This window comes from Pseudomonas sp. S32 (genome assembly GCF_016648095.1).
GTDB classification, from domain to species: domain Bacteria; phylum Pseudomonadota; class Gammaproteobacteria; order Pseudomonadales; family Pseudomonadaceae; genus Aquipseudomonas; species Aquipseudomonas parafulva.
Genome location: NZ_JACVVF010000003.1, coordinates 81,706 through 95,792, shown reverse-complemented (window position 1 = coordinate 95,792; position 14,087 = coordinate 81,706). Strand labels below are relative to the sequence as shown.

Sequence of the window (14,087 nt, the reverse complement as noted above, 5' to 3'; positions counted from 1 at the left end):
AACATGGCAACCATCAAAGATGTCGCAGCGCTGGCCGGTATTTCCTACACCACCGTGTCCCATGTGCTGAACAAAACCCGGCCCGTCAGCGAGCCGGTGCGGCAGAAGGTCGAAGACGCGATCCGCCAGCTGGACTACGTGCCCAGCGCCGTGGCGCGCTCGCTGAAAGCGCGCAGCACCGCCACCATCGGCCTGCTGGTGCCCAACAGCGTCAACCCGTACTTTGCCGAGCTGGCCCGGGGCATCGAGGATGCCTGCGAGCGCAACGGCTACTGCGTGATTTTGTGCAACTCGGACGACAACCCGCAAAAGCAGCGCAACTACCTGCGCGTGCTGCTGGAAAAGCGCATCGACGGGCTGGTAGTCGGCTCGGTAGGCCAGGACGACGACCTGCTGCAGAGCCTGGCCGGCGTGCGCACGCCGATGGTGATCGTCGACCGCGAGCTTGAAGGCGTGGATGCCGACCTGGTGCGCATCGACCACGAACAGGGCGCCTATCTGGCCACCCGGCACCTGCTGGAGCTGGGCCACCGCGATATCGCCTACATCGGCGGCCCGGCGCACACCGGGGTGACCCAACTGCGCCTGGGCGGCTTCCATCGCGCCATGGGCGAGGCCGGGGTGCCGGTAATGCCCGGCCGTGTGCAGCACTGCGATTTCACCAGCCCGGGTGGCCATGCCGCCGCCGCGGCCCTGCTCGAAGGCAAGCGGCCCACGGCCATCTTCGCCGGTAACGACATGATCGGGTTTGGCGTATTGCGCGCGGCGGCTGAACGCAACGTCAGCGTACCTGCCGAACTGTCGGTGATCGGTTTTGACGATATCGAACTCAGCCGCTACGTGTATCCACCCTTGACCACGGTCGGCCAGTCCATCCGCGAACTGGGCGAGAGCGCCGCGTCGCTGCTGCTGGCGCGTATCGTTGCGCCGCGTGTTGGCCAGGCGGAGCAACGCATCGTGGCCCCGCGCATTGTGCTGCGCGAATCCACCGGGCCGCGCCCGGATTTGTTCAACGATCACCGCTAAGGAAATGTCATGAGTGCGAAGGTGGTGGTAGTCGGCAGTTTGAACATGGACCTGGTGGCGCGCGCCCAGCGCCTGCCCCGGCCTGGTGAGACGCTGGCCGGCGACCGTTTTTTTACCGCCCCGGGCGGCAAGGGTGCCAACCAGGCCGTCGCGGTGGCGCGGCTGGGCGGCAGCGTGGCCATGGTCGGCAGTGTGGGCGATGACGGCTACGGCCAGCAACTGCGGGACGGCCTGGCGGCCGAGGGTATCGATTGCCAGGGCGTGATCACCTGCCCGGGCGTGTCCAGTGGCGTGGCGCTGATTACCGTGGATGCGGCCAGCCAGAACTGCATCGTCATCATCCCGGGCGGCAACGGCTTGCTGACACCGCAGGCGGTTCAGCGCTTCGACGCGCTGCTGCAAGCTGCCGAAGTGGTGATCTGCCAGCTGGAAGTGCCGCTGGAGACGGTCGCCTGGACCCTGGCCAGGGCATATGAGCTGGGCAAGCAGGTCATCCTCAACCCGGCGCCTGCCAGTGGCCCGCTGCCGGCACCGTGGTACCCGCACATCAACTACCTCACGCCCAACGAAAGCGAGGCCGAGGCGCTGACCGGCATACCGGTCAACGACCAGGCCAGCGCGCTACAGGCAGGTGAGCGGCTGCTGGCGCTGGGCGCTGGCAAGGTGATCATCACCCTTGGCGCGCAGGGCGCGCTGCGGGTAAGCGCTGACGGGCACCAGCACTACCCGGCGCCGGTGGTGCAGCCGCTGGACACCACGGCTGCCGGTGACACCTTCATTGGTGGCTTCGCGGCCGGCCTGGTGCGCGGGCTGGAGGAGGGCGATGCCATTGCGTTCGGCCAGCGCGCCGCTGCGCTGTCGGTGACCCGCGCCGGGGCCCAACCCTCCATTCCCCATCTGGCCGAGGTAGCGCCATGAAGAAGACGCCACTGCTGAACGTCGCCCTGTCCCGCACCATTGCGGGCATGGGGCATGGCGATATCCTGGTGATCGGCGATGCCGGCCTGCCGGTGCCACCCGGGGTGGAGCTGATTGACCTGGCAGTCACGCCCGGCCTGCCTGACTTTGCCAGCGTTTTGCGGGTGGTGTTGAGCGAATTGCAGGTGGAGCGCCACGTGCTGGCCGAGGAAATGCAGACGGTGGTACCCCCGGCGCTGGTGGAAATCGAGCGCCTGAAAGGCAAACTGGGCAAGCGTGAATGGCTGGACCACGAGGCCTTCAAGGTGCTGTCGCGCAGTGCCCGCGCCATCGTGCGCACTGGCGAATGCCAGCCCTACAGCAATATTGCACTGATCTCCGGGGTCACATTCTGAGCCCTGGCTAGCCATAACCCATCGGCAACAGGAGTGCCATCATCATGCTGAAACCCCTGCTACAAGGTATCGCCTTCATGGCCGCAGCTTCGACCGTTCAAGCCGCCCCCATCGACCTGATCATCGACACAGACCCCGGTGCGGACGATGTGGTGGCGCTGTTCCTGGCCATGGCGTCGCCGGATGAACTCAAGGTCCGCGCCATCACCACGGTGGCTGGCAACGTGCGGCTGGAAAAAACCTCGCGCAATGCCCGGCTGGCCCGTGAGTGGGCGGCCCGCGAGGATATCCCGGTGTATGCCGGTGCTGGCCGGCCGCTGGTACGCGCGCCCATCTACGCTGCCGAAGTGCACGGGGAGGAGGGCATCACCGGCGTGCAGGTGCACGAGCCGGCCAAGCCCCTGGCGGCGGGCAATGCGGTGCAGTACCTGGTAGACACGTTGGGCGCGGCCAAGCCCCACAGCATCACGGTGGCCATGCTCGGCCCGCAGACCAACCTGGCACTGGCGCTGATCCAGCGGCCAGAGATTGCCCAGGGCATCAAGGAAGTGGTGGTAATGGGCGGTGCGCACTTCAACGGCGGTAATATCACGCCGGTTGCAGAATTCAACCTGTACGCAGACCCCCATGCCGCGCAGGTGGTGCTGGCCAGTGGCGTGCAGCTGACCTACCTGCCGCTGGATGTGACCCACAAGCTATTGACCAGCGAAGCGCGCCTCAAGCAACTGGCGGCCGTGAATACCCAGGCCAGCAAGCGCGTAGTAGACATACTCAATGCCTACATTACCCATGACATGCAGCTGTATGGCATGCCGGGCGGCCCGGTGCATGATGCCAGCGTGATCGCCTACCTGCTGAAGCCGCAGATGTTCAGCGGCCGGCGCATTCACATGAGTGTCGACAGCCGCGAAGGGCCCACCTTCGGCCAGACGGTTGCCGACTGGTACGGCGTGCTCAAGCAACCTGCCAATGTGATGTGGGTGGAAGAGGGTGACGCCCAGGGCCTGTTCGACCTGCTGGCCGAGCGCCTGGCACGCCTCAAGTAGCGGGGCGGGGCGCGTAGCGCTCGACCACCTGGTCGATAAAGCTGCGCGCCGCTTCGCCGCCACGGTCACGCACCAGCAGGTCGACGGCGATCAGCAGCAGTTCTTCCGGGGTGCCGGGGCTGTACGCGCTCTGGCCCTCCGCCCATTTGACCTTGATGTCGGCATCGATGCTGTGGCTGCTCATGGAAGGCTCTCGCTTGCGGCCTGGACGAAAAAACGAACACCGGACCCTGGTATTCGCAGGAGGCACTATGCCTTCACTTCTTAAAGTAAATCATGACTTTGCAGGGCAAACCAAGGGGCCTTTGGTTGTAGCGGTAAAATTCGGTCACGATTATGCCGCGCCTGGCTCGGGGCGTTCAGGCAGACTTGGGCGGTTTTGCAACGAATTCCTGGTGCGATGGTCGGATCAGGCAGTTCCCATTCGATCTAGGAGGCTTCATGTTCCGTACCCGTGCTTTGTTGGCAACCCTGGCGGTGGCTGGTGTGCTGGCGGGTTGCAGCACTGGCGGTGATGCTGGTGGCACCCAGGCGCCGGCGGCACCGGCTGGCAACGACGGCCGCTGCGAGGCCAGCGGTGCCGATTTTGCCGTTGGCAAGCAAGGCAGCCCCGAGCTGCTGGAGCAGGCGCGCAAGGCCAGTGGCTCGCAGATGGCCCGTATCCTGAAGCCGCATGACGTGGTTACGCTGGAATACCGCTCCGAGCGCTTGAACCTGAACGTGGACGAGCAGGGGCGTGTTACCCGCGTGAACTGCGGTTAACCCTTAACACTTGGCTGCCTGGCTTCCAAGGCAGCCAGCAGCAGCCCAAAAAAAACCCGCCACAAGGGCGGGTTTTTTTACAGCTATCCGAATTACTCCGGACGAACCTGTGCAGCCTGCATGCCCTTCTGGCCGCGCTCGGCGACGAAGGAAACAGTCTGGCCTTCTTTCAGGCTCTTGAAGCCGTCAGATTCGATGGCCTTGAAGTGAACGAACAGGTCGTCGCCGCCGCCTGCTGGGGTGATGAAGCCGAAGCCTTTCTCATCATTGAACCATTTGACGGTGCCGGTTTGGCGATTGGACATGGGTGAATCTCCAGAACATTTAGTATTTTCGGTGGTGCAATGCGGCCGAGGCTACGGAGCACGATGTACATCATAGTCTAATTCTGCGCATCTAGCGCCTTTTACCTGAGCCGGATGTTGATCCAGCGCAATCAACGGGTCGATTGCGCTGGCGGCAGGGCTTCAGCTTTTAGGTGCGCAGGCTTGCTGCACAACGCTCTGCGCCCGCTGCATCAGCTTGGCGTCCACGCCATCCTTGCTGTCTAGGTCAGCAATTTCTTTGTCGCTGAAATTTTTCTTGATCGCTTGCGCGCCACATTCGCAGTGCTTTTTCGCCGCGGCGGCGTCAACGCCCTGGCCGCTGGCCACCTGCGTGCATTGGGCCATGTAGGCACCCTCCTTGCCGGCAGGGAAATTGCCAGCGTTCGCAGCCATTGGCAGCAGCAGTGCGCCAGCGGCCGCCAGGGCCAGAAGAGACGGAACTCGCATAACCGGTTACTCCTTGGGGTTGGTTCTCATCAAGAGTAGGTTGCTTCCGAAAGTCTGATAGGAGACTTACCGGGTAAGTTCACCTGAAACTGCAATTTCCAAATAAATCTGCCTGGCGCAAGAGGTGCGTGCTAGCATGCTCGGCTCGCAGCTAACAGCATGCAGCCTGTAGCTGTTTTTTCCAGTCATCTGGTTCGTCCCTCGCAAGCCGAAAGGCTTCTGCCACTGTGAGGCAGGCTTCCCGTCAACGGAAGGCAGGTCGGATCTTGTACTGGCTCATCCCAACCCACGTGACCTTTGGTAGGGGTCACCACTAGGAGAGGAGGCGCCATGCCCACTATTACTCTTCCCGATGGCAGTCAACGTTCGTTCGATCATTCCGTGTCCGTAGCTGAAGTTGCCGCTTCCATCGGCGCCGGCCTGGCCAAGGCCACCGTGGCCGGCAAGGTCGACGGCAAGCTGGTCGATGCCTGCGACCTCATTCAGAACGACGCCAAGCTGCAGATCATCACCCCTAAAGATGAAGAGGGACTGGAGATCATCCGTCACTCGTGCGCCCACCTGGTCGGCCACGCGGTGAAACAGCTGTACCCGACCGCCAAGATGGTGATCGGCCCGGTGATCGACGAAGGCTTCTATTACGACATCGCCTTCGAACGCCCCTTCACCCCTGATGACCTGGCCGCCATCGAAAAGCGCATGCAGCAGCTGATCGAGAAGGACTACGACGTCATCAAGAAGATGACCCCGCGTGCCGAAGTCATTGATGTGTTCACCGCCCGTGGCGAAGACTACAAGCTGCGCCTGGTCGAAGACATGCCCGACGAGCAGGCCATGGGCCTGTACTATCACGAAGAATACGTCGACATGTGCCGTGGCCCGCACGTGCCGAACACGCGCTTCCTGAAAGCGTTCAAGCTGACCAAGCTGTCCGGCGCCTACTGGCGTGGCGATGCCAAGAACGAGCAGCTGCAACGTGTGTACGGCACCGCCTGGGCTGACAAGAAGCAGCTGGCGGCCTACATCCAACGCATCGAAGAAGCCGAAAAACGCGACCACCGCAAAATCGGCAAGCAGCTCGACCTGTTCCACCTGCAGGAAGAAGCCCCGGGCATGGTGTTCTGGCACGCCAACGGCTGGACCGTGTACCAGGTGCTGGAGCAGTACATGCGCGCCGTGCAGCGCGAAAACGGCTACCAGGAAATCAAGACCCCGCAAGTGGTCGACCGTATTCTGTGGGAGCGTTCCGGCCACTGGTCCAACTACGCCGAGAACATGTTCACCACCTCGTCGGAAAGCCGTGACTACGCGGTAAAACCGATGAACTGCCCGTGCCACGTGCAGGTGTTCAACCAGGGCCTGAAAAGCTACCGCGACCTGCCGCTGCGCCTGGCCGAGTTCGGTGCCTGCCACCGTAACGAGCCCTCCGGTGCCTTGCACGGCATCATGCGCGTACGTGGCTTTGTGCAGGACGACGCGCACATCTTCTGCACCGAAGAACAGGTAAAGAAAGAAGCCGCCGACTTCATCAAGCTGACCCTGGATGTGTACAAGGACTTCGGCTTCACCGACGTCGCCATGAAGCTGTCCACCCGCCCGGCCAAACGTGTGGGCTCCGAAGAGCTGTGGGACCGTGCCGAAGGTGCACTGGCCGACGCCCTGAACGAGTCGGGCCTGGAATGGGAATACCAGCCGGGCGAGGGCGCTTTCTACGGGCCCAAGATCGAGTTCACCCTGCGCGACTGCCTGGGCCGTAACTGGCAGTGCGGTACCCTGCAGTACGACCCGAACCTGCCCGAGCGCCTGGACGCCAGCTACATCGCCGAAGACAACGCCCGCAAGCGCCCGGTGATGCTGCACCGCGCCATCCTCGGTTCGTTCGAGCGCTTCATCGGTATGCTCATCGAGCACTACGCGGGCGTGTTCCCGGCGTGGCTGGCACCTACCCAGGCCGTGATCATGAACATCACCGACAAACAGGCCGATTTCGCCCTTGAAGTGGAGAAATCTCTGAACGGTAGCGGTTTCCGTGCCAAGTCGGACTTGAGAAATGAGAAGATCGGCTTTAAAATCCGCGAGCATACTTTGCTCAAGGTCCCGTACCTTTTGGTTATAGGGGACCGCGAAGTCGAAACGCAAACCGTAGCCGTGCGTACTCGTGAAGGCGCAGACCTGGGCTCCATGCCCGTCGCGCAATTCGCTGAGCTTCTGACACAAGCGGTTTCCCGGCGTGGTCGCCAAGAATCGGAGTAATGACTATTAAGCGTGAAATGAGAAACGATAAGCGTGCTGTACCGAAGGCCCCGATCAACGAGAATATCTCGGCCCGCGAGGTTCGGTTAATTGGCGCAGACGGCGAGCAGGTTGGCATCGTCTCGATTGATGAAGCGCTGCGTATCGCTGATGAAGCGAAGCTGGACCTGGTAGAAATCTCTGCAGACGCGGTACCGCCTGTCTGCAAGGTCATGGACTACGGCAAGCACCTCTTCGAGAAGAAGAAGCAGGCCAACGAAGCCAAGAAAAACCAGAAGCAAATCCAGATCAAAGAAATCAAGTTTCGTCCAGGGACGGAGGATGGGGATTACCAGGTAAAACTACGCAACCTGGTACGTTTCCTTACCGATGGGGACAAGGCCAAGATCTCTCTGAGATTCCGTGGTCGTGAGATGGCCCACCAGGAGCTGGGCATGGAGCTGTTGAAGCGGGTTGAAGCTGACCTGCTTGAATACGGCACCGTTGAGCAGCATCCGAAGATGGAAGGACGCCAGCTTATGATGGTCATCGCCCCCAAGAAAAAGAAGTAATCTCCCGGGCACGGCAGGCCTGATGATTATGTGTAATTTTATCGAATGCGGAGTTCCAACATGCCAAAAATGAAAACCAAGAGCGGTGCTGCGAAGCGCTTCCTGAAGACAGCTTCGGGCTTCAAGCACAAGCACGCTTTCAAGAGCCACATCCTGACCAAAATGTCGACCAAGCGTAAGCGTCAACTGCGCGGTGCCAGCTTGCTGCACCCGTCTGACGTGGCAAAAGTCGAGCGCATGCTGCGCGTTCGTTAATTCTGGTTAAGATAGAGGAAGTTACTCATGGCTCGTGTTAAGCGTGGCGTCATCGCTCGTAAGCGTCACAAGAAAATTCTGAAACTGGCTAAAGGTTACTACGGTGCACGCTCGCGCGTATTCCGCGTAGCCAAGCAAGCGGTCATCAAGGCAGGCCAATACGCCTACCGCGACCGTCGCCAGAAGAAGCGTCAGTTCCGCGCACTGTGGATCGCTCGTATCAACGCCGGTGCCCGCACCAACGGTCTGTCCTACAGCCGTCTGATTGCTGGCCTGAAAAAGGCTTCGATCGAAATCGACCGTAAGGTTCTGGCCGATCTGGCAGTGAACGAAAAAGCGGCGTTTGCTGCGATTGTCGAGAAAGCTAAAGCCGTTCTGGCTTAAGTACCCGCGACAATCACCCGGCGGCGCTAGCGTCGCCGGGCATTGAACGTCATCGATAGGGGAAGAGCCTTCAAAGCTCTTCCCCTATTTTCGTATCTGGAGTCTGTACATGGAAAACCTGGATGCGCTGGTCTCCCAAGCCCTGGAGGCCGTGGAGCGCGCTGAAGACATCAATGCCCTGGAACAGATCCGGGTCAATTATCTCGGCAAGAAAGGCGAGCTGACCCAGGTGATGAAGACCCTGGGCAACCTGCCAGCCGAAGAGCGCCCCAAAGTGGGTGCGCTGATCAACGACGCCAAAGAGCGCGTCACCGTGGTGCTCAACGCACGCAAGGCCGCCTTCGAAGAGGCCGAGCTCAGCGCGCGCCTGGCTGCCGAGTGCATTGATGTTACCCTGCCAGGCCGTGGCCAGGCCACCGGTGGCCTGCACCCCATCACCCGTACACTCGAGCGCATCGAGCAGTTCTTCACCCACATTGGCTACGGCATTGCCGAAGGGCCCGAGGTGGAAGACGACTACCACAACTTCGAAGCGCTCAACATCCCCGGCCACCACCCGGCGCGGGCGATGCACGACACCTTCTACTTCAACGCCAACATGCTGCTGCGCACCCACACCTCGCCGGTACAGGTACGCACCATGGAGTCCACCCAGCCGCCGATTCGCATCGTCTGCCCGGGCCGCGTATACCGCTGCGACTCCGATATCACCCATTCGCCGATGTTCCACCAGGTTGAAGGCCTGCTGATCGACCGCGGCATCAACTTCGCCGACCTCAAGGGCACCATCGAAGAGTTCCTGCGGGTGTTCTTCGAAAAAGAACTGGCCGTGCGTTTCCGCCCGTCGTTCTTCCCCTTCACCGAGCCGTCCGCCGAAGTGGACATCCAGTGCGTGATGTGTTCCGGCAAAGGCTGCCGCGTGTGCAAGCAAACCGGCTGGCTCGAAGTGATGGGCTGCGGCATGGTGCACCCGAACGTGCTGCGCATGTCTGGCATCGACCCAGAAGAGTTCCAGGGCTTCGCCTTCGGCATGGGCGCCGAGCGCCTGGCCATGTTGCGGTATGGCGTCAACGATTTGCGTCTGTTCTTCGATAACGACCTGCGGTTCCTTGCCCAATTCCGCTAGGCCCATCGACGCACATTCTAGGAGAACAGCATGAAATTCAGTGAACAGTGGCTGCGCGGTTGGGTAAACCCGCAAGTCTCCCGTGATGAACTGGTTGCCCGCCTGTCCATGGCCGGCCTTGAAGTCGACAGCGTAACCCCCGCTGCCGGCCAGTTCACCGGCATTGTGGTAGGCGAAATCCTATCCACCGAACAACACCCGGACGCCGACAAGCTGCGCGTGTGCCAAGTGAGCAACGGCCAAGGCACCTTCCAGGTGGTGTGCGGCGCCCCCAACGCCCGCCCAGGCATCAAGATCCCGTTCGCCATGATCGGTGCCGAACTGCCAGGCGACTTCAAGATCAAGAAGGCCAAGCTGCGCGGCGTGGAGTCGTTCGGCATGCTCTGCTCGGCCGCCGAGCTGCAGATCAGCGAAGAAAACGACGGCCTGCTGGAACTGGCAGCCGACGCCCCGGTAGGCGACGACATCCGCCAGTACCTGAGCCTGGACGACGCCAGCATCGAGATCGGCCTCACCCCCAACCGTGGTGACTGCCTGTCCATCGCCGGCCTGGCCCGCGACGTCAGCGCCCTGTACGACGTGCCCGTCACTCGCCCGCTGGTGCCTGCCGTGGTGGCCGCCCACGACGAAGTGCGCCCGGTCGATGTCAGCGCACCGGCTGCCTGCCCGCGTTACCTGGGCCGCGTCATCCGCAACGTCGACCTCAGCAAGCCCACCCCGCTGTGGATGGTCGAGCGCCTGCGCCGCAGCGACGTGCGCAGCATCGACGCCGCCGTCGACATCACCAACTACGTGATGCTCGAACTCGGCCAGCCGATGCATGCCTTCGACCTGGCAGAAATCAATGGCGGCATCCGCGTACGCATGGCCGAAGAGGGCGAAAAGCTGGTGCTGCTCGACGGCCAGGAAGTGGCCCTGCGCGCCGACACCTTGGTGATTGCCGACCACACCCGCGCCTTGGCCATTGCCGGCGTGATGGGTGGCGAGCACAGCGGCGTGAACACCGAAAAAACCCGCGACCTGTTCCTGGAAAGCGCCTTCTTCGAGCCGATTTCCGTCGCCGGTCAAGCCCGTTCCTACGGCCTGCACACCGATGCCTCGCACCGCTACGAGCGCGGCGTAGACTCGCACCTGGCTCGCGAAGCCATGGAGCGCGCCACCGCCCTGTTGCTGGAGATTGTGGGCGGCGAAGCCGGCCCCATCGTCGAAGCCGTCAGCGAGCAGCACCTGCCCAACGTGGCCCCGGTGACCCTGCGCGCCGACCGCATTGCCCAGATGCTCGGCATGGACATGGACCCGGCCCAGGTCGAGCAACTGCTCACCAACCTCGGCCTCGGCATCCAGGCCGACGGGGCAGGGCAGTGGACCGTCACCGTGCCAAGCCATCGCTTCGACATCAGCCTGGAAGTCGACCTGATCGAAGAGCTGGCCCGCCTGTACGGTTACAACAACCTGCCCGTGCGCTACCCGCAGGCCCGCCTGGCCCCGCAAGCCCGCCCCGAAACCCGTGGCGAGCTGCCCACCCTGCGCCGCCTGATGGTCGCCCGCGGTTACCAGGAAGCCATCACCTACAGCTTCATCGACCCGAAACTGTTCGAGCTGTTCAGCCCCGGCGTGCAGCCGCTGCTGCTGGCCAACCCCATCTCCAACGACATGGCCGCCATGCGCGCCTCGTTGTGGCCGGGCCTGGTGAAGGCACTGCAGCACAACCTGAACCGCCAGCAAGACCGCGTGCGCCTGTTCGAAAGCGGCCTGCGCTTCGTCGGCCAGCTGGGTGACCTGCAGCAAGAACCGATGATCGCCGGCGTAGTCACCGGCAGCCGCCTGCCAGAAGGCTGGGCCAACGGCCGCGACAGCATCGACTTCTTCGACGTGAAGGCCGACGTGGAAGCCCTGCTGGGCTACTCCGGTGCCCTCAGCGACTTCACCTTCGCCGCCGGCAAACACCCCGCCCTGCACCCAGGCCAAACCGCGGAAATTCAGCGCGACGGCAAGCTGGTCGGTTACCTTGGCGCCATCCACCCAGAGCTCGCCAAAGCCCTGGACCTGGACCGCCCGGTGTTCGTGTTCGAGCTGGTGCTGGCCCATGTAGTGGAAGGCCGCCTGCCCACATTCAGCGAACTGTCCAAGTTCCCGGAAACCCGTCGTGACCTGGCGTTAATTGCAGGACGTGATGTAGCTTCTCAGGACGTGCTTGACGTAATTCGTGACAATGCAGGCGAATGGCTCACAGACCTCAGGCTGTTTGATGTGTACCAGGGTAAAGGTATTGATCCTGATAGAAAAAGCCTGGCGGTCGGCTTGACCTGGCAGCATCCATCGCGCACTCTTAACGACGATGAGGTGAACACTACCCTGCAGAACATCCTCACCTCGCTAGAACAAAGGTTGAACACCACGTTAAGGAAATAACGGCATGGGTGCTCTGACGAAAGCTGAGATGGCCGAAAGGCTGTACGAGGAGCTGGGGCTTAACAAGCGTGAGGCCAAGGAGCTGGTCGAGCTGTTTTTCGAAGAAATTCGGCACGCACTTGAAGAGAACGAGCAGGTGAAGCTATCGGGTTTCGGTAACTTCGACCTTCGCGACAAACGCCAGCGGCCGGGCCGCAACCCCAAAACCGGGGAAGAAATCCCGATCACCGCACGGCGCGTCGTCACCTTTCGTCCAGGGCAGAAGTTAAAGGCCCGGGTTGAGGCCTATGCTGGAACCAAGCCATAACGACGAACTGCCCCCCATCCCGGGCAAACGGTACTTCACCATTGGTGAAGTGAGCGAACTTTGCGCCGTTAAGCCGCACGTGCTGCGGTATTGGGAGCAGGAGTTCGACCAACTCAACCCTGTGAAGCGGCGGGGCAACCGGCGGTATTACCAGCGCCAAGACGTGCTGATGATCCGCCAGATCCGCGCCCTGCTGTACGACCAGGGCTTCACCATTGGCGGGGCGCGGTTGCGGCTTTCCAGTGATGAGGTGAAGGATGAGTCAAGCCAGTACAAGCAGCTGATTCGGCAGATGATTGTTGAGTTGGAGGATGTGTTGGTGGTGTTGAAGAAGTGACCTTGATGGCGGGTGATGGAATTTTTTGAAAAAAAGCTTCCATTAATCAAAAGGTTAGGGTATCTTCTTCATCGTTCTCAGCGGTAAGGGGAACATGCTTCAAAGCCCAGTCGGGGCGTAGCGCAGCCCGGTAGCGCACTTGCATGGGGTGCAAGGGGTCGAGTGTTCGAATCACTCCGTCCCGACCAAAAAACTCCAAAGAATCCAGTCACTTAGCGGTGACTGGATTTTTTTATGGGCGGTGAAAAATCCAGGTCACCCAGAAATACCCCTACTTATACCCCTACTCGGAGAAAGCGCTAAATCCGCGGCAGGCTTGAGTGCTCATAAATCCCAATGAACAACTGCGTGCGGACGGTGCGTGGCAGCCTGGCATGAACCTCCAGCAGTGCTCTGTCCACGAGCACCTCTTCATGGAGACATCTCGAAGCCAGTCCGCTATGAGTTACCTTGATGCTTTCTTACAAAGGGACTAATGCTAAAGGACTGCTATGGTCATGCAGACACGCTTTGTTGTGATTCCCGCCATGCCACAAGAGAAAGAGCAGTTTCCCCGCCGTATCGGCGTCCCAGCCGTCCTTGGTGCTGGCTACGATCTCTACGATACCTATGGCAATACACCGCTGTTTTGAACTGCCCCACCCAAGCGGAGGCGGAGTATGCCTGTGCAAGTCGGAATAGCCAGGAAGATGCTGAAGGGAGTCGTCTGGTAGGGCACGGGTGAGGTCACGTGCTTTCGCATTCTGCACGGCAGAAGAAAGCCCGCTGCTAGGCGGGCAAGGTCTATCACGTAGGGATAACATGATTGTCCCTATGGAGCCGTGAAAATTGAGTGAAAGAAAAGTCCTCGCTATGTGATCCGTATTAGCCAGGCTCATTCTGCGTGCTCTGGCTCAGCGTCTATTCTATAGCAGCAAGTAACTCCACTAGGTTACCCTGCGGACCGATCACCATCAGGTCGGCATCCATGTGGAACGGATCGTCAGTACACGGCAACTGATGCCGGCAAGTTTTGCTGCCAAGCCACTCGGCCCTTGGATTACAAGCACGAGGTTGGGGCATGCGGTTCATCTTTGATTCTGAGTTTGAATCACTACGCTTCCGCCACTAATTCTCATTAAAGCCCTAATTTATTGAGGCTTTTTTGTGCCTGCACGTTTTTGGTCCCTATCTGGTCTCCCACTTTTAGTTTGGCTTCCTCTGGTCTTCTGCGGATTCGTGAGGGCGGCGGGTACCAGCAACCGAGGGGCGTTTCAATAGCAGTTCAATGTTGGATTATCGTTCACGCTTGCGGCGGCTCCATGGCCGCATAAACGATGCCTGCTGACACTGGCCAGCCCGAACGCAGGCCTGCAGCTCACACAAACTGTGAACCCCGTTTCCGCCGACCCATCACCCCACGCGACCATTGAAGCTCTAGCCATGGGGCTTGTGCTGTAACAAGCACTGCATTGTTGAATAGCAGCTTTGGATGATTCAGGTCGTCGCCTAATTTTTCTGCATCGCGTAGAGTCTGCCGCGTCTTCCGCGAGTGCTGCCCGT

The 14,087-nt window shown here is 60.9% G+C and carries 16 protein-coding genes, 1 tRNA gene and 1 pseudogene; 15 read left to right on the top strand and 3 right to left on the bottom strand.

Annotated elements, in window-relative coordinates; all coding sequences use genetic code 11:
* Positions 1-3: 3 nt before the first annotated feature.
* Genes IAE38_RS02480 through IAE38_RS02465 form a run of 4 tightly spaced genes read left to right on the top strand, consistent with a single transcriptional unit; the run spans position 4 to position 3,385 of the window.
* Positions 4-1,026, top strand: a complete 1,023-nt coding sequence (locus tag IAE38_RS02480) for a LacI family DNA-binding transcriptional regulator (RefSeq protein ID WP_201215639.1) — start codon at positions 4-6, stop codon at positions 1,024-1,026.
* Positions 1,027-1,035: 9 nt separating this feature from the next.
* Positions 1,036-1,944 carry a ribokinase gene (rbsK, locus tag IAE38_RS02475; protein ID WP_201162308.1) on the top strand — a complete coding sequence of 303 codons (909 nt, stop codon included), beginning with the start codon at positions 1,036-1,038 and terminating at the stop codon, positions 1,942-1,944.
* Positions 1,941-2,339 carry a D-ribose pyranase gene (rbsD, locus tag IAE38_RS02470; protein WP_060483213.1) on the top strand — a complete coding sequence of 133 codons (399 nt, stop codon included), beginning with the start codon at positions 1,941-1,943 and terminating at the stop codon, positions 2,337-2,339. Before rbsK ends, rbsD begins: the two co-directional genes overlap by 4 nt.
* A gap of 44 nt (positions 2,340-2,383) precedes the next feature.
* Positions 2,384-3,385 carry a nucleoside hydrolase gene (locus tag IAE38_RS02465; RefSeq protein WP_201215638.1) on the top strand — a complete coding sequence of 334 codons (1,002 nt, stop codon included), beginning with the start codon at positions 2,384-2,386 and terminating at the stop codon, positions 3,383-3,385.
* On the opposite strand, the gene IAE38_RS02460 is transcribed toward IAE38_RS02465, so the two are convergent.
* Positions 3,378-3,569 (bottom strand): hypothetical protein, encoded by a 192-nt coding sequence (locus tag IAE38_RS02460; protein ID WP_028633364.1) that lies wholly within the window; start codon positions 3,567-3,569, stop codon positions 3,378-3,380. The genes IAE38_RS02465 and IAE38_RS02460 overlap by 8 nt on opposite strands.
* A 257-nt stretch (positions 3,570-3,826) precedes the next feature.
* Here IAE38_RS02460 and IAE38_RS02455 point away from each other — a divergent pair, with 257 nt between their 5' ends.
* Positions 3,827-4,147, top strand: a complete 321-nt coding sequence (locus IAE38_RS02455) for an I78 family peptidase inhibitor (protein WP_028633363.1) — start codon at positions 3,827-3,829, stop codon at positions 4,145-4,147.
* A 92-nt stretch (positions 4,148-4,239) separates the two neighbouring features.
* Here the strand turns inward: IAE38_RS02455 and IAE38_RS02450 are convergent, their stop codons facing one another.
* A complete protein-coding gene (locus tag IAE38_RS02450; RefSeq protein ID WP_028633362.1) occupies positions 4,240-4,452 on the bottom strand; it encodes a cold-shock protein in 213 nt (70 codons plus the stop codon).
* A 162-nt stretch (positions 4,453-4,614) separates the two neighbouring features.
* Complete coding sequence (locus tag IAE38_RS02445; protein ID WP_028633361.1) at positions 4,615-4,920, bottom strand: hypothetical protein; 306 nt, start codon at positions 4,918-4,920, stop codon at positions 4,615-4,617.
* A 330-nt stretch (positions 4,921-5,250) separates the two neighbouring features.
* Between IAE38_RS02445 and thrS the strand changes: the two genes are divergently transcribed.
* The 10 genes and pseudogenes from thrS (at position 5,251) to IAE38_RS02395 (ending at position 13,269) form a co-directional block, all read left to right on the top strand.
* Entirely contained in the window at positions 5,251-7,173 is a 1,923-nt protein-coding gene (gene thrS / locus IAE38_RS02440) for a threonine--tRNA ligase (RefSeq protein ID WP_201215637.1), read from the top strand.
* Positions 7,173-7,724 carry a translation initiation factor IF-3 gene (gene infC, locus IAE38_RS02435; protein ID WP_016499016.1) on the top strand — a complete coding sequence of 184 codons (552 nt, stop codon included), beginning with the start codon at positions 7,173-7,175 and terminating at the stop codon, positions 7,722-7,724. The genes thrS and infC overlap by 1 nt, the downstream gene beginning before the upstream one ends.
* 60 nt (positions 7,725-7,784) lie before the next feature.
* Positions 7,785-7,979, top strand: coding sequence for a 50S ribosomal protein L35 (gene rpmI, locus IAE38_RS02430; RefSeq protein ID WP_003250667.1), 195 nt, complete (start codon positions 7,785-7,787; stop codon positions 7,977-7,979).
* A 27-nt stretch (positions 7,980-8,006) separates the two neighbouring features.
* Positions 8,007-8,363, top strand: coding sequence for a 50S ribosomal protein L20 (gene rplT / locus IAE38_RS02425; protein ID WP_003250671.1), 357 nt, complete (start codon positions 8,007-8,009; stop codon positions 8,361-8,363).
* A 109-nt stretch (positions 8,364-8,472) separates the two neighbouring features.
* Entirely contained in the window at positions 8,473-9,489 is a 1,017-nt protein-coding gene (pheS, locus tag IAE38_RS02420; protein ID WP_028633359.1) for a phenylalanine--tRNA ligase subunit alpha, read from the top strand.
* Positions 9,490-9,519: 30 nt separating this feature from the next.
* Entirely contained in the window at positions 9,520-11,901 is a 2,382-nt protein-coding gene (gene pheT / locus IAE38_RS02415) for a phenylalanine--tRNA ligase subunit beta (protein ID WP_201215635.1), read from the top strand.
* A 4-nt stretch (positions 11,902-11,905) separates the two neighbouring features.
* Positions 11,906-12,208 (top strand): integration host factor subunit alpha, encoded by a 303-nt coding sequence (ihfA, locus tag IAE38_RS02410; RefSeq protein ID WP_003250679.1) that lies wholly within the window; start codon positions 11,906-11,908, stop codon positions 12,206-12,208.
* Positions 12,189-12,545 (top strand): MerR family transcriptional regulator, encoded by a 357-nt coding sequence (locus tag IAE38_RS02405; RefSeq protein WP_014591553.1) that lies wholly within the window; start codon positions 12,189-12,191, stop codon positions 12,543-12,545. The genes ihfA and IAE38_RS02405 overlap by 20 nt, the downstream gene beginning before the upstream one ends.
* Before the next feature lie 111 nt (positions 12,546-12,656).
* Positions 12,657-12,733: transfer RNA gene (locus IAE38_RS02400), tRNA-Pro, on the top strand.
* A 303-nt stretch (positions 12,734-13,036) separates the two neighbouring features.
* A pseudogene (locus tag IAE38_RS02395) lies at positions 13,037-13,269 on the top strand (hypothetical protein).
* The last annotated feature ends 818 nt before the right edge of the window (positions 13,270-14,087 follow it).